The following is an 18,172-nucleotide window of genomic DNA, read 5'->3' on the forward strand; positions in this document are numbered from 1 at the left end:
TGTGAAGTATGACGGATCTTACTTCTTTAGCTCGCTTGGGCTGACGCCGTAGTATTTTTTGAAGATTTTGCTGAAATGTTCCGGGGATTCATAGCCCACCCGCTCGGCTATCTCGTACCGGCGGAGATCCGTGTTCAGGATCAATGCCCTGCTCTCCTCCATTCGCAGCTTCACCACATACTCCCATAGGCTGCTGCCGGTATATTTTTTGAACAGGTAACTCAAATAGTTGGGGCTCACGTGATTGTTCTTCGCTACATCGTGAATGGTCAATCCCTTCTGGCGGTAATGCTCATCGATATATTGCCTCGTATTCTCCACGATCCGGTTGCTCTGGCTCGAAAGCACCTCCTGCGACGTCTCCTGGGCATAATTGTGCCAATTGAAATCCCCGTAATAAAAGACATGGAAATCATGCAGCTGCTCGCTCCACAGCATCGCTTTGTCCGCCTGGCGGCTGAGCACGCTCAAAAATTCCCGGCCCCTCAATATTTGGCTGATGCCCACGGTACAGCTCCATTTCAGGTGCAGCTCCACATGGTGGTGCAGACTCCGGCCGATCATCTCCAGGTGATGGATTTTCCCGCTGGCGTTCTCCTCCATTTCCTGCTCGCTCCATTGAAGGATGATGTTGACGTCCCGTTTCGGCGAATAGAACACTAAGGTGTGCGGCTCCTGCTCCAGCAGCTCCTTGGCGATATTCAGCGCGGCATATTGAATCAGGTTTATATCATGACTGGAAAAAGAAGCGCTGCGCTCTTCCGCCAAGCCCAGTTTCATTTTGATAACGGCAAAATAGGGGCCGACCAGGCCCAGCTCCGACTCGTCGGGACCAGCAGTGGCCGATGGATCCGGCTCCATGGAGAGCCGCTCGTTCAGCCGCTCTATTCTTTCGGACGGCGGCTCCTCCATCCGGAAATGCTCATTATCGGCCATGAGAAGCGGCTCGACCTGGGGCGCCGGCCGGTCCATCTTGAGCAGCACGCTGCGTACCGAATCCAGAAACTGCTCGCTGTTCAGCGGTTTGATCAAATAATCCTTGGCTCCGAGCTGAAGCGCCCGCTGCGCGTATTGAAATGTTTCATGGGCTGAAATAATGATCGTCTGTACCCAAGGCTTCACGATCTTCGCCTGCTGCATCAGCTCAATGCCGTTCATCTCGCCCATCTGGATATCGGTGACCAGCAGGTCGATGTCCCCCATCCGTATGTAGTCCAGCGCTTCCTGCCCGCTGTAAGCCGTGGTTATGCCATCGATGGCAAGGCCCGAGGACGTTAACAGCCCTGCCAAGCCCTTGCATATCAAAGGTTCGTCATCTACCACCAAAATGTTGTACATCAGGAAACCTCCTGTCCGGTTGCTGTAATGGTTGCTGCTTCTGTTCGCGGTATCGTGATCGTCACGCGGGTTCCCCCTTCTTCCCCGGGTTCATACTGCAGCCCGTAGCGGCTGCCGAAATGCAGCCGGATCCGCTCCTGGATATTGCGGATGCCGTAGCCCAGCGAATGATCGGGTGCATCATCATGGAGCAGCCGGTGAATGGATTCGTAGTTCACGGGGCGGAAGCCGTTATCCTCAATGACGATCCGGCATCGATCACCCTCCAGATGACCCGATACGCGGATCATTCCGTCCTCGCCCATATTTTTAATGCCATGAATGATCGCGTTCTCCAGCAGCGGCTGGAGCGTGATCTTCGGCACATGATTCGCCAGCAATGCCTCGGGAACGTCCCATCGGATCGTAAACTGATAATCATAACGGTTCAGCTGGAGATTCATATAAGCCCCCGCATGCTCAAGCTCTTCCCCAAGCGTGATAAGATCCCGGCCCCGGCTGAGACTGATCTTCATCAATTTGGATAAATCCTTGATCATTTCGGCGGACTCGGTATTGCCCTCCATCGTGCTCTTCCAGTAAATGCTCTCCAGGGTGTTGTACAGCAAGTGGGGATTGATCTGCTGATAGAGCAGCTGCAGCTGCGCTTCCTTCTGCTTCAAATCCATATTGTATTTGTAATGGATCAGGTCATTCAGTCGGCGGGCCATGTCATAGATCGTGGAGATCAGGACGCTGACTTCGTCTTTTCTGCGCCGATAAGGAGTTTCCGGCACGACGTTTCCCGGTTCGTACCTCCTCACGAAATGCGCCAGCTTCTGGAGCGGCGTCATCAGCGACTGCCAGAAGTAAAAGACGATAATGAGGCCCACGGCAAAATAAGCGACGGAAATGACCTGTATGACGCGCTTCATCTCGCTTTGCTGGGCAAGCAGCGTTTTGACGGGCACCTTGTAGACCAGCTTCTGCTGGAGCACGTAATTGTAATCGATGACATAGATGAAATCCGACGTGATCACGTCCATGACGCCGATCGTGGAATGGCCCGGATCCGCTTCGGGCGGCAATTCCAGCTTGCCCGCCATGCCCTGTACCGACGAGGTCAGGATATTATCGTCCCAATCCGTAAAATACAGCTCCCCATCGGGAATCGAGACCGTCGATAACGACTCGCCGATCCGCGCGTCCAAATTGGTGACCAGCAGTACGCCGATGGTACCGCCCCGATAGATATTGTTAACGGCCCGCACATAGCTTAAAGTCTCTTGATCCTGTCGTCCTTGCACCGGCGGCGACAGATTGGCCATGCGCTTCAGGTACCCGTTCCCCTTCATCGCCACGGCTTCATCGAACCAAGCGGGCTTCTCCTTCTCGTCGGAGAAAAAATATACCCCTGCTTTTCTGCGGTCTGGGTAATACGGGGCAAAGAAGTAGCTGTTGTCCGGGTCGTACACATAAAGCGAGTAATAGACCGGTTCACGCTCATCCGTCTCTTGGGAGAAGGAAATCAGCATCTTTTCGAGCCGCTCGTAATTTTTGACGCGTTCCAGTACGGTAACCTCGGCAAAAGGATCCAGCTGCTGGATCTGCGAGTTCTGGATGACCGTGGAGGTTACTTTGTTGACGGTTTCAATGTCCCGGTTAATCAGCTTGAAATTTTGTTTGTTCAGTTCGATATAAGCATTAGTCACATGGCGCTTCAGGATTTGCCCGGCCATGGAATTCCCGTAGGCGTTCAGCCCGAATAACGGAATGACCAGCACCAGGAACAGCAGAATCATCTGCTGTTTGATGTTCATGCGGCCCAGCGGATTTTTGAAGCGGTTCTTCATCGGCCCTTGCACCTCCGGCTTTCTCAAGCATAGCAACAATCCAGCGGGATCTGCGTAGTCATTTCTACGGAAATAATGCGCATTTTTACGATTAGGCAGGATGCCCTAAGTGGATGTATTAGCCCTGCGGCTGGCGATTTCCTGCAAAAGGGGCAGGAGCGTCTGGCGGGAGTCGATCTGTCGAGGTATGAGGGAGTATTGACCGCCCGTCTTCCACGCTATCTACCCTCAAAATGGAATAACACCCGCATGCGCGATCCTCATCGGATTGAACATGCGGGTGTTAGGTGGCGGTTCCCTTTTTTAAAACGGAAAGAACAGCGGCAGTACCGCCATCATGACGAGCCCGATCGTCAGTTGAAGCGGCAGGCCGACCTTCACGTAATGGCTGAATTTATAACGTCCTGCCGACATGACGAGCGCGTTGGGCGGCGTGGAGAACGGGGACGCAAAACACATGCTCGCTCCAATCGAAACGGCGAACAGAAACGGATACGGACTGGCTCCCATCTGGATCGCAGCCGATAACGCAATCGGCGCGAATAATACCGCGCAGGCGGTATTGCTGATAAACAGCGTTAGCAGCGAAGTGGTGAAATACACCCCTGCCAGCAGGGCAAGCGATCCATAGCTGCCCAGGGAATGAACCAGCATATCCGAGATCAGCGTGGCGGCTCCCGTCTTCTCGATGGCAATGGACATCGGGATCATCCCTCCAATAAGGACGATGCTCTCCCAGTTGACCGTCTTATAGGCTTCCTCCATGTTGCGCACGCAGCCGAACACCACCATCAACACCGCGGCAATCATCACGGAGGCCACCGCCGGAATCCATTCCGTCACGAGCAAGATCACCATCAGCAGCATGATCCCCGCCGCGATCGGCGCTTTGTGATCCATCGTCAATTTGCGCGACTCCTCTGCAGGCTGCCCCACCACCACGACATCCGTCTGCTCCGCTGCCAGCAGGGCAATGTCCTTCCACGTGCCCTGCACGAGCAGCGCGTCGCCAAAGCGCATTTTCTCTTCCTTCAGATGATGCAGCAAATACTGTTCTTTACGCTGTATGCCCAGAATGTTCACCCGATACTTCTCGCGGAATCCCGAATGCTTGACGAGCCGGCCGATCAGACGCGAGGACGGCGTCAGCATCACCTCCGCAATGCCGACGTCGCTTGTGGCGTACTGCGACTCTTCGTCATGTTTACGATGCTCGGGCACACCCTGGTCCAGCATGACAAGCCCGTATGTCTCCGCAAACTCCGATGCCCGCTCGAATGGACCATTCACGTACAGAATATCCTCTTCCTCTATCACGGTCCCGGGACCTGCGATCTCCTGGTTGATCGTTTTGAAGAATTGATTCTTGGCCGACATTTTACGGCGGATTTCAATGATGTTGATTTCGAACTGTGCCGGAATATCCAGCTCCCGCAGCGTCTTGGAGCGAATGGAGGAATCGGCTCCGACCTGAATCCGATACAGGTTCTGGGTCAGCCGATACTGCTTGGCCAGCTCCCTGAGCGAGCGTCCGCCCTGGTTCCCCGTTCTTCCTTCTTCATTGCTGGGAAGATAACGGCGAAGGAACAATATCGCGAGAATCCCGGTTGCCAGACACACCAGGCCGATCGGCAGAAAAGCAAAAAACGACAACCGTTCGTACCCTGCGTTAATCAGCGTCTCCTGAATCACAAGGTTCGGCGGCGTTCCGATCAAGGTGAGCATGCCGCCCAAGCTGCTTGCAAACGCAAGGGGCATCAGCAGCCGCCCCGGATTGATCTCCGCGCTGTATGCCAGGCTGACAACGATGGGCAGCATCACCGCTACCGTGCCCGTATTACTTACGAATCCGCCGATGAGCGACGTCACCAGCATGATCATGATCAAGAGCCGGGTCTCGCTTCCTCCGCCCAGCTTCAGCAGCTTCCCGCTGGCCATCTTGGCCAGCCCGGTCTGGAAAATCCCGCCCCCCACAACAAACAAACCGATCATCATGATGACAACCGAATTGGAAAAGCCCGACAGGGCTTCAGCCGGACTTAAAATGTCCGTTAGCATAAGTACCATCAACACGCCGATCGCGACCAAATCCGACCGCACTTTTCCCGACATGAACAATACGGATGCCACGGCCAAAACAGACAACGTAATGATCATCGGTCCATTCATTCCTTGATCCCCCTATAATGCCATATCTATGTTTCTTCCAAGATTCGACATTCGATAAACCTTTCCCTGCCCATTTCACGGATCTGCCACTTTCCGGTCCGGAGCGGGCGGCCAATCTGCGCCAACGTCACACCACCCATTCAAGGGAAATGATGTAGTATTGTAACACCTGCCGGGAGCATCTCATGTTAAAAACGTCACAACCCTGTGTGCAAATCTTTAGGCGATATCCCCATCCGATCCTCTATCGAACCGTCGACCATAACGAGGGGTAAACAAAGAACTTCTCTCGTAGGCCGTCACGGGGGAATCACAAAAAAAGCTGCATCGGCTCCTTCCAGCCGGTGCAGCTTGCTCATGGAATTACAAATTGATGAATGCGGTACGCAATTTGGAACTGTACTGAACGTCAAATCCCAGGCCGGATGCAATCACGGCGAGCGGCACGTAGGTTTTATCCTCTTTTCCTACCTTGTGCAGGAAAGCCGGCGTATCGATCGGTACGGCCGTTCCGTTGACTTGAACGGTTTTGGCGCCGATCTTCACCACGACCGTCTGGTCTCCAAAGGTAATCGTTGCGCTGGATGTTTTATTCTCCCATTTGGTAGTCGCCCCCACCGCGTTCACGATATCTTGTATGGCTACGTAATTCAGGTTGTCGCGGAGGATCGGCTTGTATGGCGTATTCAGCTCCTGCCCTTTCACGACGATGCGCATCGGCTGCCCCTCATTTTGAACAGGAGGTTTCTGATAGCTGCCCCAGATCGTCTCGGCAAACACGCTGGCCATCGTTTCGTATCCGTATTGGTTCGGATGGATGTCATCCTTCAGGATATGGGTCATCGTCAGCTCGGAGCCCACGAATTTCTTCGCGACATGCGCTACCTTGATGTCTACGCCCTGGGTTGCAAAACCGCCGGCCACCCCGTCCACCAGCTTCGTGAACTCACCGGATGCCGCAAGCAGTTTTGCGTACGCGACGTCATCGGCGATTTTGGGAACCGGGTTATACTGGTCGGCCACTACGATCGCGGCATCCGGATTCAGGGAATGCAGGCCTGTAATGACGGATGACATGTTGTCCTTATAGATCTGGAACAGATCCTGCATCTTGGCTTGCAGCTGCTCATCGCTTAACGTTTCCACGGTGCTGACAAGACTCATCATGTCATTGCCGCCGATCGTAATGGTGATCAGATCGGCTTCGGCGATAATCGGCTTGGCTTTCGCTGCATCGGCGCCTATCTGCTTGGTCCGCGGATCGATGCTGCTGAGTCCCGGCTGCAGCTCCTCCGGCGTGATCGCCCGTTCATCCAGGACGGCCTTGACGTAGTTGTTCAGCCCGTCGGTCTTCAACCCGCCGATCCCCAGATTCGTGACTTCGGTCCGGCCATGGAACAGCCCCTGCTCATACAGCCGGTCAACAAAACCGTACGGTTTGCTGTTCAGATCCATTCCCGGCTCATACCCGACGGTCAGCGAATCCCCCAGCGTTACGATACGATATGTATGCTTAGCCGCAGCCTCATCGGCATAAGCCGGCGCAACGCCCGGTCCGACTAGCGCCACCGCGAGCGTCAAGCTGCCGGTTACTGCCGCCAGCCCCTTCTTCCATTGTTTGAACATGACTTCACTCCCTTAACGTCGAATATCTTGATACATCCTTATTTTACCACCACCATCAGGCGAATGGTACCGAATCAAGCCGGACGAGACGGCTTCATGAGAAGATAAGCGAATAGATAACCTATGGAGGTAACTCCAAACCAAGCAAATATCCCTGGCGTGCCTGCTATATACAGGCTTGGCAGTATCGACCATCCAAAAGCAATCAGCAGCAGCATTCTGTACGAATACACCATCGCAATCAACGCCAAGCAGCCTGGCAGAAAGAGCATAATGAACGTATTCAGGGCCGGACTCCAGTTCATAACGTCCGTATACGGATTAAAGATGATAAGTATGCACCACAACAGGATGGAACCCACACCTGATAATCCTGCCAAAAAATGAGAAGCCTTCAGCTGAACCCGCATTGTTTCTCCTCCCCCCTATATGGACAAGGTCGCACATCCTGACTCCGACATTCACCGTCTTGAAGAGTCTTATCTTGATTGCTGCACAAAAAAATGGACAGCCTGTTTCATGCTGTCCATTCCTGATACCGAACTAGGATGATGTTACGCTCCAATACCGCAATATTCCTTGAAGCGCTATCACACGCCTTCGCCTGAATCCTCAGGCTTCTCCTTCTTAACCGCCTTATCGATATACTTGTCATAGCGGTCATCCAATTCCTTTGCCATGCTGCGGTATTTGAGCGTCTCCTCCACGATGGGGTCGAGCTGCGTCTGAATCCGGATCTCATATTTCGGAGAGAGCAGCCTGCGCTCCTCCTTCTCCCGATCCTTCTTCTCCATTTCACCGTCCGTTAACATCTCGCTGAGCTGGCGCTCCAAATCCTGATCCGACTTCTCATTCATCGTACGCACACTCCTTTTTTCAAGCGGTTAATAGTGAACGGCATTCTCTCTGCGGATGGTGACCGTTTAGCGGACCAAAGCCTCGCCCGCATCTTTTAGCGTATCCAAAAAACGCTGATGAATCAACCCGTTGGTTGCCGCTAAATGACGCACCGACAGATCGTAGGGACGTCCTTCCGTATCGGTTACTTTGCCGCCGGACTCCTGAACCAGCAGCGCGCCTGCGGCAACGTCCCAGGCACTCAAGCCGTGCTCCCAGTACCCGCTCAGCCGGCCGGCCGCCACATAAGCAAGATGAAGCGCGGCTGAACCGCCCGCCCTTACATTGCGTACCATCGGCAGCAGCGCCTGAAGCTCCGCCATGTTGAGCGGCAAGTTGACCTTGCTGTCCAGCGGGAAGCCCGTGGCCAGCAAGCTGTCCGACAATTGTTCCTCCGTGGAGACATAGGTCGGATTGCCGTGAACGTAAGCCCCTTTGCCTTTTTCCGCCACGAACAACTCGTCCCGGGAAGGGTCGTAGATAACGCCGACAATCACTTCTCCATGATGAGCCAGCGCGATGGATACGGAGTAAAACGGAAATCCGTGAACATAGTTCGTCGTGCCGTCCACAGGATCGATAATCCAAAGATACTCTTCGTCTTTGGCTTCCTCAAGCGCCTTCGCATAGGCATCCGTACCCGGGGCAACCCCTTCTTCTCCCAGGATCGCATGATCCGGGAAGTGCGTCAGGATCAGCTTGCGGATCATCTGCTCCGCGCCTTTGTCGACCTCGGTTACGATATCCTGTGCCGAAGACTTGGTGTTCAGCTGCTTGACGGTGCCCAGTTTGCTCTTAATCCATTCTCCCGCTTTCGCGGCGCAATTAATGGCAACGGCGGTATAGCTCTTACTGCTGACAACATAAGGAATCTTTTCATTCTCGTTCAAAGCACTCACTCTACTTTCTATATAAATCTAGTAATCTTGGAAATCTCTACATCCTATTCCGTCATTACGGTAGCCGAAAGGGCAGCCACGCGAAAATTCCGCCTATTTCAATAAAAGTCCGTCCTATGCTGTGCACCTGAATGCTTGGCGAGAACGAACTTTTTAGTCCAATGTCATTATCTTAAGGGGAATCCCTGTTTGGCTACTTCCAACGTAACCCAAAACCCATCAACTTGCAAGTGTTAACAAGCTCAACTTATCGGTTAAGGGTTCACTTCGATGGAAGCACCGTCGAGTATGGTAATGCCCTCTTCCGTATAATTTCCCAGATCCCTCATCAGGTCAAACAAGGCGCCGTCCTTCATCTTCGCTTCAATCATCACGTCCACTTTCGGTGTAACCCCGGCAATATTCCTTAAAAAAGCCAGCAGCGGCACGACATCCACCCCGTCCGCATGGCTGCGGATATCGGTCTTGCTCTTGGGGCTGGAGACATGAATCTTCGGCGGGAGCGGCTGAGCCGGCTCCGAATCGGCCTGCGCCAGCGGCGTCTCCCAGGTGCGAAGGATATCCGGCCACAGCTCCCAGGACGCCTCGCCGTCGTTATTGACCCACTGGTGATGGATGTCCAGCACCATCGGCAGCCCGGTCTGCTGGCATACTGCCAGCGTTTCCTGGGCTGTAAAGGTTTTATCGTCATTTTCAAGGGTCAGCCGTTCCTTGATGTGCGGGTCAAGCTCATGAAAATGTTCAACGAATCGGGCCGCTGCCGAAGGCTTGTCCCCATAAGCTCCCCCAATGTGAATGTTATTCTTCATGGAAGCAGGCAGTTCCATCGCCTGCAGCATGCGAACGTGCGACTCCAAGTCGCGAACCGAATTGACCAGCACTTCGGGACGCGGCGTGCTCAGCACCGTAAAATGATCCGGATGGAAGGAAACCCGCATCCCGTGTTTTTTCACGAATTCCCCAATGGCCTGAAAGCCTTCCCGCAAAGCCGGGAACGGGTCCCAGTCCCGCATGTCGTTATGCGTGGCCAGCGGAATCAGCTTGGACGAGAAGCGGTATACCTTGATATCGTGAGCCGCATTATGCTTCAGAAGCCGAAGGGTATTATGTAGGTTCTCATTCGCGATCCGCTCCAGTTTGTGCAGGCCGGCCTCACGGTCATTCAGCTTCATGAAACTCTTCATCGTCATCGTCTTGGAAGGAGAAGCATTCTGCACGACCGTGGACATGGCCACATAACCGAAACGGACAATCATGCATGGTCTCCGAAGAACATCTCGTGCGCGAGCGCGGTCTGTACGCGCGCTTCCTCATCCGTCAATTTGCGGATGAGCTGCAGCTCGACTGAAGTGACCTCCCGCCCCTGGAAGTTGATCTCCGATACGCATGCGGTGATCAGGACGATGGCCACCGCCCGGTTATCCGGCGTATAGGCAATGACCTTCTGTCCCGTCGGAAACACCCGGAGCCCGTCCTTCAGCATTTTGCCGCGGCCGTATTCCAGCAGCTCGTAGAGCTCCTGCTCGCTTTTAAACTTACAAACGGAATTGAACTCGGTTTGAAATCCCATATCATGTCTCTTCCTTTCATCCCAAAATATTAGACTCAAGGGGAGCCGTAATGAATAGCGCGGACTCCCCCTGGTGTTTCATATCCTATTGTGACGGCTTACGCCTGGTTCTCATAAATCAGGGATTGCTTGCGATGGTACCGCTCAAGGCCCAGCTCGATCATCCGGTCAAGCAGCTCGCGATAGGAAACGCCCGTCTCCCGCCACAAGAGCGGGTACATGCTGAACGGCGTAAAGCCCGGCATCGTGTTCACTTCGTTGATCAGTATCGCACCGTCCGAACGGCGGACAAAGAAGTCGGCGCGGGTAATGCCCCCGCCCTCAATCGCTTTGAAGGCGGCAATGGCCAGGTCGCGCAGACGATCCGCCGTATCCGGGTCGATCTCGGCCGGGATTTGCATCTGCGATTGTCCATCCGTATATTTGGCCGCGTAGTCATAGTATTCACTGGAAGAGACGATTTCACCCGGAACGGACGCCATCGGCTCGTCATTGCCGAGCACGCTGACCTCCACTTCGCGCGCATCGACGAACTCTTCAACGATGATCTTGTCATCGAAGCGGAGCGCGGATTCAATCGCTGCCTTCAGCTGCTCCCGGTTCTTGGCCTTGGAAATCCCGACGCTCGAGCCGAGGTTAGCCGGCTTGACGAAGCTCGGGAATCCGAGTTTGTCCTCGATGTTCTTGAGCACTTCATGCTGGCTCCGCTCCCACTGGGTGCGGTTGAAATAGCAGTACTCGCATTGCGGCAATCCTGCCTGGGCAAAGAGCTTCTTCATGACGACTTTGTCCATCCCGGCAGCGGATGCAAGCACGCCGGTTCCCACGTAAGGGATGTCCGCCATTTCGAACAGCCCCTGGATCGTCCCGTCCTCGCCGAACGTCCCGTGAAGCAGCGGGAACATAATATCGACCGCCTGATTCTCTTCCCCGTACAGTCTGCTGAACACGGCGTTCAGCGCCGTTTGCGTGCCTTCCCCTTCAGCCAGCTTCAATTCCTCCTGCCGGGCGAAAGGAGCCGACATCTTGCTGCCGATTCTCCAGGTTCCCTGTTTTGAAATATAAAACGGGACAATCTCGTATTTATCAAAATCAAAAGCGTTCATGACCGCGAATGCCGTGGATAGCGACACCTCATGCTCGCCGGATTTTCCCCCGTATACTAAACCAACCGTCAATTTATCCTGTCCCATGTTAACCTCTCTCTTGTCCGTATTGCAGCATGACATGCTGTCATCTTAAAAATAATCGGGAATATGGTAAAACCGGTATTCGGTGTTATCGTTCCAAGCATAGGAATCCCGGTAGTCCCAATAGCGGTGGCGGCTCGACACCGTATGCGCATTAACCAGCGGCATCCCGCCCGCGTCAAACGCCGTCACGATGGTGCTGTGCTGAAACGCGCCGTCGCCGTCCCAGTCGTACACGATGACGTCCCCCAGCATCAGCTGTTCGGGACGCTCCACCCGCTCGGCCCGAAGCCCCGTGGTACTGGCATTCAGATAATGCGCGAAGCTGTTCGACACCGCCCAGCTGTAGCTCCACCACTCCCGTTTGTTGACGTATCCCTTGTACCACCATCCCGTTTCTCTTTTACCAGTATAGTGGATTGGGGCTTTGCCTGCAAAGAGGCACTGGGAGATATAGTTCGTGCAATCCACGTCGAATTCCTCAAACTCCGGATTCCCCGAATCCCACCAACGGTCGGCATAGGCAGCCGCGGCTTCGCGTTCGTAACGTCCCGATCGCGGACTGCTGCCAGCGGCGTATACGCGTCCGTTCATGAAAGGAGTGGACGGCTCCCTTCCGGCCGCGTCCGAGCCTGCTCCCGGAATATCGGCCCTTTGCAAAGGATGGCGTTCATCCTGCAGACGTTCGATGCCGACGATCAGCCAGGCATCCCCGTCCCGAATCAGCGTCAGCCGTTCCCCGACAACCGTGTCTTCCCGATGCGTCATCCCTCTTTTTTCATAATAAAAGACGCTGTGGAGCCGCACGTCGGCGACCACATCATCCTCCGTTTCCCTCAGTATGCGCTGAAGACGGGCACGGGTCTCGCTCTTAAGCGGCGTTGCCTCCCGCTCCGCATACCACGATTGCAGGCGAAACTGCCTCTCTCCTCTCTCTACCAGGTAGTTCAGGTCCGCCACAATCTGCTCTTTCAGGCCTGAGGAATAGTCCACGCGATTTTGGTTATATTGATTGACGTAAATATATAGAGCTTGCTTCCAAGGCTTCTCGGCTTGCTTCAAACTGTTCATCCTCTCTCCTCCTCTAACCTTGCCATTCACGCCGTTCCCTATCACAACTATATGAAGCAAATCTTCAGGCTATGAACTTCGGTCAAGAGATTGCAGAAACACGGGATTGCAGCGGCTGTTTTCCGGTAAGAAAACAGGCTTGTTTTCACCTTTTTGAAATGCGTTTCTTCTATAAAAAATGCTTTACGCGGGGAGTTGAAAACGTTATACTTAAAGTAGTTAATTTATGAAATTAGGTTTCATCTAGTGAAACCAAAAAGGATTTAACCCTAACTGTCTTTATTCGATTTATGAAATGACTTAAGGAGGTTCATCAATGCCAGCAAAGGATCAATTCTCCATCTCTCGCAACCTAGAGGTGGGCGGTAAAAGTTACCGCTATTTCAGCCTGCAGGCGCTCGAAGAGCAAGGATATGGCAGCGTGTCCAAGCTTCCTTTCTCCATTCGGGTGCTGCTTGAAGCTGCCGTTCGTCAGTTTGACGGACGCGCGATTACCGAAGATCACGTAAAACTCTTGTCCAAGTGGAACGAAGGACGCGACAACAACAAGGAGATTCCGTTTATCCCTGCCCGTATCGTACTGCAGGACTTCACCGGCGTACCCGTTGTCGTAGACCTTGCAGCCATGCGCGACACCGTTAAAAAATCCGGCGGCGATCCTAAACAGATCAATCCGCTCGTTCCGGTCGACCTCGTTATCGACCACTCCGTCATGGTCGACGCTTTTGGTACCGACCAAGCGCTTGAAACGAACATGAAGCTTGAATTTGAGCGCAACGAGGAGCGTTACCGTTTCCTCCGCTGGGCTCAAACGGCATTCAACAACTTCCGCGCGGTTCCTCCGGGAACAGGTATCGTTCACCAGGTTAACCTGGAGTACCTGGCTTCCGTTGCGGCTACGAAGACCGTTGACGGCGAAACGCTGGTCTTCCCTGATTCCCTCGTAGGCACGGACTCCCATACAACCATGATCAACGGTCTTGGCGTTGTGGGCTGGGGCGTCGGCGGCATCGAGGCGGAAGCCGGCATGCTCGGCCAGCCGCTGTACTTTGTCACCCCTGAAGTTATCGGCTTCAAACTGACAGGCAGCCTGGCAGAAGGCGCTACCGCGACTGACCTTGCCCTCACGGTAACCGAGCTTCTCCGCAAGAAAGGCGTCGTAGGCAAATTCGTAGAATTCTACGGTCCAGGCCTCGCCAACATCAGCTTGGCTGACCGCGCAACGGTTGCCAACATGGCTCCGGAATATGGCGCTACGATCGGCTTCTTCCCGGTTGACGACGAAACGCTGGCTTATCTTCGCAACACGGGCCGCTCCGATGAGCAGGTTGAGCTCGTGGAGAACTACTATAAAGCGCAAAACATGTTCCGTACGGCCGATACGCCGGACCCTGAGTTCTCCGACGTAATCGAACTGGACCTGGCTTCGGTTGTGCCGAGCTTGGCCGGACCGAAACGTCCGCAGGACCGTATCGAGCTTACCAGCATGAAACAAAACTTTAACGACATCATCCGTACGCCGATCGATAAGGGCGGATATGGACTCAGCGACGAGAAAATCGCAGAGACCGTTAAAGTTAACCATAAAGACGGCTCTACCAGCGAAATGGGTACGGGGGCGGTTGTAATCGCGGCCATCACCAGCTGTACGAACACGTCGAACCCAAGCGTTATGCTCGGCGCTGGCCTCCTAGCCAAGAAAGCCGTTGAACGCGGCCTGAAAAAGCCTGGCTACGTGAAGAGCAGCTTGACACCGGGCTCCCTCGTCGTAACCGACTACCTGGAGAAAGCCGGACTCCTGCACTATCTGGAATCCCTCGGCTTCTACGTGGCAGGCTATGGCTGCGCAACGTGCATCGGTAACTCCGGTCCATTGCCGGATGAAGTGAGCGAAGCGATTGCCGACAACGACATGACGGTAGCTGCCGTATTGTCCGGTAACCGTAACTTCGAAGGCCGCGTGCATGCTCAAGTCAAAGCCAACTACCTGGCTTCGCCGCCGCTGGTTGTTGCTTACGCCCTGGCAGGCACGGTGAACATCGATCTTCAGAACGATCCGATCGGTTACGATCCGAACAATGAGCCTGTGTATCTGAAGGACATCTGGCCAACGAGCGCGGAAATCCGCGAAGCGATCGGCCTGTCCGTGAGCGCTGAAGCATTCCGCGCCAAGTACGAGAACGTGTTCACCGCCAATGAGCGTTGGAACAAGATTCCTGTGCCTGAAGGCGAGCTGTACGAGTGGGACGATCAATCCACTTACATTCAGAACCCGCCGTTCTTCGAAAGCCTGGGCAACGGCCTGAACGACATCCAGGACATCAAGGAAGCGCGCGTGCTGGCTCTCTTGGGCGATTCCGTTACGACGGACCACATCTCTCCAGCGGGCAACATCGCAACGAACAGCCCTGCCGGCAAATATCTGAGCGATCGCAACGTGGAACGCAAAGACTTCAACTCCTACGGCTCCCGCCGCGGTAACCACGAAGTCATGATGCGCGGTACGTTCGCTAACATCCGGATCCGTAACCAGGTAGCTCCAGGTACGGAAGGCGGCGTTACGACTTACCTGCCAACGGAAGAAGTGATGTCCATCTATGATGCATCGATGAATTATCAAGCAGGCGGACAGAACCTGATCGTTATCGCAGGTAAAGAATACGGTACGGGAAGCTCCCGCGACTGGGCGGCAAAAGGTACGTATCTCCTCGGCGTCAAGGCTGTACTGGCTGAAAGCTTCGAGCGTATCCACCGCTCCAACCTGGTGGGCATGGGCGTTCTGCCGCTCCAGTTCCAGGAAGGTCACGGCTGGAAGAGCCTCGGTCTGAACGGCCGCGAGACATTCAATATTCTGGGCCTCAGCAACGACGTGAAGCCAGGCCAGGAATTGACGGTTGTCGCTACGCGCGAAGACGGAACCCAATTCGAGTTCCCAGCCATCGCCCGTCTCGACAGCATGGTGGACGTGGATTACTACCATAACGGAGGTATCCTCCAAACGGTACTGCGTCAAATGATCGCATCGAACCAATAAAGCATTCTTATAGGCGATTTGGCCTTAGTCAAAAATCCCCATCATCCACGCGTGGATGATGGGGATTTTGTTATTTCCCGGTACTTTTTTCCTGAATATTGGAAATTCCGTTTCGAATAAGGCCGCACAGGTTAATGGGTACAAAACATTGCGGAAACCCATATCCAGGAGGAAGGTACCGATGATCAAAATACATACGATGGCTTCGTTCCACTATCAATACCAGCGGCCGCACCCGGTGGCGGCGCCTAAGAAAGAGGAAGCGACGGACAAACCCCTGACCTTTCAAGAAGTCCTTAATCAGAAAATGAAGGAAAAGAACGTGAAGCTGACCTAAGTTGCGCTTACCTGTTACATACTGAGCTGCTGCGGCAAAAGGACCGTTCCCCGCGATCACCAAGATCATGGGGGACGGTCCTTTTCCATCCTGATAAGAAATATCGTTTATGGGCGAGCCTTCTCCGAAGATGGACAGCGTTTGGACGCTGTTATTCCGGACGGCTGTATCACACGCAGCCTCCCGGTCATTCAATAACTTATAGTGATGCTGTCTCTGATCCGGCAATAGAATAAATTAAATCATCATTCCCATTTCCCGTGCCGCTTCCATCAGGATTGGCGCATGCTCGCGAAGCGTTTCGGCCGACAGGCGGGTTACAGGCCCGGACATCGACAACGCGGCGGCGACGCGGCCGCTGCGGTCGAAGATCGGCACCGATACGGCAGCCGCTCCAGGCTCGCGCTCTTCGATGCTGATCGCGTAGCCGTTCTCCAGTATTTCCGCCAGCTGCTGCCGGTACGCGTTCTTATCGACCGCCTCCGGCCAATCCGGCGCATTCAGCAGCTCCTCCTGGTCCGCCTCAGGCGCAAAGGCCACAAGAACCTTGCTGGACGCGCCCACCGAGAGCGGCAGCCGCACGCCGACCTGGGCGACCCGGCGGATCCCCTGGTTGCTCTGAACCGCTTGAATCCGAAGGCGATCCGAACCGTCCCTTAAATAAAGACTTACCGTTTCCCCAAGCCGATCCCGCAAGGCCTCCATCGCCGGCTGAAGGCGAATGGCAGGGTCGTCGCTTTGGGACAGATGCATCGACAGCTCCCATATTTTCAAGCCGAGCCGGTATTTCTCCGTCTCTTTGTTCCGCACAACGAATCCTTTGTCTTCCAGCGTTGTTAGCAGCCGATGGACGGTGCTTTTATGTAATCCGATAAGGGAAGAAATCTCCGTGAGAGCAAGTTCGCCATCCTTCGTAAAACACATCAAGATATCAAGGGCCCGCTCTACGGCGCGTACCGTTAATTTGCGGTCTTCCATCCCGATCAGCTCCTCTCCTGTTTCATTGTATGAAACCTGGTTACAAGAATTATATGAGAATTCTTCTCAAAAGTAAACCATGGGGACAGGGACTTTACAGTTGTCTTACAATCTATGGTTTTGCATTGACTTTATAGGCATCCGGGCATACGATTATTATAATTTCAACTTTTTCATGTTCACGAAACGCACTCAGACTATATGGTAAGGAGGGGCCACTTATGAGCACTACGACTGGTAGTAATGCCCCACTCTCCCAATTGAATGACGCGCCGGCCGAGCTGTCCACGGGCTTGGTCCGTCTAAAGCATATTATTTTAGCGCTGTTATTATCTGTCGTTTTTTTCCTCGTTTTCTGTTTTATTGCGCTTCATGCCTATATCGCTTGGGTTTTGTCGAATCCGACGGTGGCTCCGCTCTATTCCAATCCCAAGCTTGCGAAAGATATGAATTACGAGAACGTCACGTTCCACTCGATTGACGGGAAACGAAATATCAATGGATGGTATATCCCGGCCGAGAATTCCTCGAAAACCATCGTGCTCAGCCATGGTTACGGCGCCAACCGGGAGGAAACCTGGGTACCGATGTACGATATCGCCCACTACGCGCACAACATGAATTTCAATGTGCTCATGTTTGATTACGGTTTTGCCTCCCAGACCAGCAAGGAAGTGGCGACCGGCGGCAAGGAGGAGAAACGCCAGCTTCTTGGAGCCATTGAGCATGTGAAGCAGCGCGGCGCGAAGCAAATTGTCGTCTGGGGGTTCTCCATGGGGGCCGGCACCGCGCTGCAGGCAGGGCTTGAGACCAAGGACGTGGATGCCATGATTCTGGACAGCGCCTTTTTATTGGAGCCGGACACGCTTTACCACAATATCCACAACCAGATTGATCTCCCCCGTCATCCATCGCTGGAGATTCTGGAGCTGCTCTTCCCTGTGCTTAACGGCACAAGTCTGGACCAGATCCCGTACAATGAGGTGAAGAAGCACGATTACCCGTTCCCGACCTTGTTCATCCACGGAACGAAGGACGATAAGGCTCCTTACCCGATCGCCGAGAAAATCGCTTCCAACCAGACGCATGCGGATTCCGACTCCTGGATTGTAGAGGATGCCCATCATGAGCTTATCTTCCGCGAGCATCCTAGGGAATATCTGCGCAAAGTATCGACCTTCCTCGGCAAACTCGAAACGCCGGACGAATCCTGAGGTTTTCTTCAGGTGTT

General features: G+C 54.0%; 15 protein-coding genes. 3 read left to right on the forward strand and 12 right to left on the reverse strand.

The window, feature by feature from the left end:
* Positions 1–18: 18 nt before the first annotated feature.
* The 11 genes from JNUCC32_RS20905 to JNUCC32_RS20955 form a co-directional block, all read right to left on the reverse strand.
* Positions 19–1,338, reverse strand: a complete 1,320-nt coding sequence (locus JNUCC32_RS20905; protein WP_192569727.1) for a response regulator — start codon at positions 1,336–1,338, stop codon at positions 19–21.
* A complete protein-coding gene (locus tag JNUCC32_RS20910) occupies positions 1,338–3,170 on the reverse strand; it encodes a sensor histidine kinase (protein ID WP_096776998.1) in 1,833 nt (610 codons plus the stop codon). The genes JNUCC32_RS20905 and JNUCC32_RS20910 overlap by 1 nt, the downstream gene beginning before the upstream one ends.
* Positions 3,171–3,473: 303 nt before the next feature.
* Positions 3,474–5,339, reverse strand: coding sequence for an SLC13 family permease (locus tag JNUCC32_RS20915; protein WP_228468794.1), 1,866 nt, complete (start codon positions 5,337–5,339; stop codon positions 3,474–3,476).
* 363 nt (positions 5,340–5,702) lie between these two features.
* The gene (locus JNUCC32_RS20920) at positions 5,703–6,965 is read right to left on the reverse strand and encodes an SGNH/GDSL hydrolase family protein (RefSeq protein ID WP_192569728.1); all 1,263 of its coding nucleotides are present in this window, start codon (positions 6,963–6,965) and stop codon (positions 5,703–5,705) included.
* Positions 6,966–7,039: 74 nt separating this feature from the next.
* Positions 7,040–7,375: a hypothetical protein gene (locus tag JNUCC32_RS20925; RefSeq protein ID WP_192569729.1), complete on the reverse strand. Its 336-nt coding sequence runs from the start codon at positions 7,373–7,375 to the stop codon at positions 7,040–7,042.
* A 180-nt stretch (positions 7,376–7,555) separates the two neighbouring features.
* On the reverse strand, positions 7,556–7,822 hold the full coding sequence (locus JNUCC32_RS20930; RefSeq protein ID WP_096777002.1) for a hypothetical protein: 267 nt from the start codon (positions 7,820–7,822) through the stop codon (positions 7,556–7,558).
* 66 nt (positions 7,823–7,888) lie between these two features.
* Positions 7,889–8,752 carry an inositol monophosphatase family protein gene (locus JNUCC32_RS20935; RefSeq protein WP_192569730.1) on the reverse strand — a complete coding sequence of 288 codons (864 nt, stop codon included), beginning with the start codon at positions 8,750–8,752 and terminating at the stop codon, positions 7,889–7,891.
* A gap of 263 nt (positions 8,753–9,015) precedes the next feature.
* Positions 9,016–10,017: a UV DNA damage repair endonuclease UvsE gene (gene uvsE / locus JNUCC32_RS20940; RefSeq protein WP_192569731.1), complete on the reverse strand. Its 1,002-nt coding sequence runs from the start codon at positions 10,015–10,017 to the stop codon at positions 9,016–9,018.
* Positions 10,014–10,331 (reverse strand): hypothetical protein, encoded by a 318-nt coding sequence (locus JNUCC32_RS20945; protein ID WP_009591113.1) that lies wholly within the window; start codon positions 10,329–10,331, stop codon positions 10,014–10,016. Before JNUCC32_RS20945 ends, uvsE begins: the two co-directional genes overlap by 4 nt.
* A gap of 98 nt (positions 10,332–10,429) precedes the next feature.
* On the reverse strand, positions 10,430–11,524 hold the full coding sequence (locus tag JNUCC32_RS20950) for a D-alanine--D-alanine ligase (protein WP_012819030.1): 1,095 nt from the start codon (positions 11,522–11,524) through the stop codon (positions 10,430–10,432).
* Positions 11,525–11,569: 45 nt separating this feature from the next.
* The gene (locus tag JNUCC32_RS20955) at positions 11,570–12,592 is read right to left on the reverse strand and encodes an amidase domain-containing protein (RefSeq protein WP_009591119.1); all 1,023 of its coding nucleotides are present in this window, start codon (positions 12,590–12,592) and stop codon (positions 11,570–11,572) included.
* A 316-nt stretch (positions 12,593–12,908) separates the two neighbouring features.
* On the opposite strand from JNUCC32_RS20955, the gene acnA reads away from it, so the two are divergent.
* The gene (acnA, locus tag JNUCC32_RS20960) at positions 12,909–15,626 is read left to right on the forward strand and encodes an aconitate hydratase AcnA (protein WP_192569732.1); all 2,718 of its coding nucleotides are present in this window, start codon (positions 12,909–12,911) and stop codon (positions 15,624–15,626) included.
* Positions 15,627–15,807: 181 nt separating this feature from the next.
* Positions 15,808–15,963, forward strand: coding sequence for a hypothetical protein (locus JNUCC32_RS20965; RefSeq protein ID WP_192569733.1), 156 nt, complete (start codon positions 15,808–15,810; stop codon positions 15,961–15,963).
* 237 nt (positions 15,964–16,200) lie between these two features.
* On the opposite strand, the gene JNUCC32_RS20970 is transcribed toward JNUCC32_RS20965, so the two are convergent.
* The gene (locus tag JNUCC32_RS20970) at positions 16,201–16,941 is read right to left on the reverse strand and encodes an IclR family transcriptional regulator (RefSeq protein WP_009591105.1); all 741 of its coding nucleotides are present in this window, start codon (positions 16,939–16,941) and stop codon (positions 16,201–16,203) included.
* Positions 16,942–17,162: 221 nt separating this feature from the next.
* Between JNUCC32_RS20970 and JNUCC32_RS20975 the strand changes: the two genes are divergently transcribed.
* Positions 17,163–18,155 carry an alpha/beta fold hydrolase gene (locus JNUCC32_RS20975; RefSeq protein ID WP_096777006.1) on the forward strand — a complete coding sequence of 331 codons (993 nt, stop codon included), beginning with the start codon at positions 17,163–17,165 and terminating at the stop codon, positions 18,153–18,155.
* Positions 18,156–18,172: the final 17 nt, after the last annotated feature.

The organism is Paenibacillus sp. JNUCC32, from assembly GCF_014863545.1.
Classification (GTDB): domain Bacteria; phylum Bacillota; class Bacilli; order Paenibacillales; family Paenibacillaceae; genus Paenibacillus_AQ; species Paenibacillus_AQ lautus_A.

What these genes read in the sequence shown, in the direction of transcription:
- JNUCC32_RS20965 (WP_192569733.1), top strand. Translation starts at nt 15,808, where the DNA reads ATGATCAAAATACATACGATGGCTTCGTTCCACTATCAATACCAGCGG.
- JNUCC32_RS20970 (WP_009591105.1), bottom strand. Translation starts at nt 16,941, where the DNA reads ATGGAAGACCGCAAATTAACGGTACGCGCCGTAGAGCGGGCCCTTGAT.
- JNUCC32_RS20930 (WP_096777002.1), bottom strand. Translation starts at nt 7,822, where the DNA reads ATGAATGAGAAGTCGGATCAGGATTTGGAGCGCCAGCTCAGCGAGATG.
- JNUCC32_RS20910 (WP_096776998.1), bottom strand. Translation starts at nt 3,170, where the DNA reads ATGAAGAACCGCTTCAAAAATCCGCTGGGCCGCATGAACATCAAACAG.
- JNUCC32_RS20955 (WP_009591119.1), bottom strand. Translation starts at nt 12,592, where the DNA reads ATGAACAGTTTGAAGCAAGCCGAGAAGCCTTGGAAGCAAGCTCTATAT.
- uvsE (WP_192569731.1), bottom strand. Translation starts at nt 10,017, where the DNA reads ATGATTGTCCGTTTCGGTTATGTGGCCATGTCCACGGTCGTGCAGAAT.
- JNUCC32_RS20915 (WP_228468794.1), bottom strand. Translation starts at nt 5,339, where the DNA reads ATGAATGGACCGATGATCATTACGTTGTCTGTTTTGGCCGTGGCATCC.
- JNUCC32_RS20975 (WP_096777006.1), top strand. Translation starts at nt 17,163, where the DNA reads ATGAGCACTACGACTGGTAGTAATGCCCCACTCTCCCAATTGAATGAC.
- JNUCC32_RS20945 (WP_009591113.1), bottom strand. Translation starts at nt 10,331, where the DNA reads ATGGGATTTCAAACCGAGTTCAATTCCGTTTGTAAGTTTAAAAGCGAG.
- JNUCC32_RS20950 (WP_012819030.1), bottom strand. Translation starts at nt 11,524, where the DNA reads ATGGGACAGGATAAATTGACGGTTGGTTTAGTATACGGGGGAAAATCC.
- JNUCC32_RS20925 (WP_192569729.1), bottom strand. Translation starts at nt 7,375, where the DNA reads ATGCGGGTTCAGCTGAAGGCTTCTCATTTTTTGGCAGGATTATCAGGT.
- JNUCC32_RS20920 (WP_192569728.1), bottom strand. Translation starts at nt 6,965, where the DNA reads ATGTTCAAACAATGGAAGAAGGGGCTGGCGGCAGTAACCGGCAGCTTG.
- acnA (WP_192569732.1), top strand. Translation starts at nt 12,909, where the DNA reads ATGCCAGCAAAGGATCAATTCTCCATCTCTCGCAACCTAGAGGTGGGC.
- JNUCC32_RS20905 (WP_192569727.1), bottom strand. Translation starts at nt 1,338, where the DNA reads ATGTACAACATTTTGGTGGTAGATGACGAACCTTTGATATGCAAGGGC.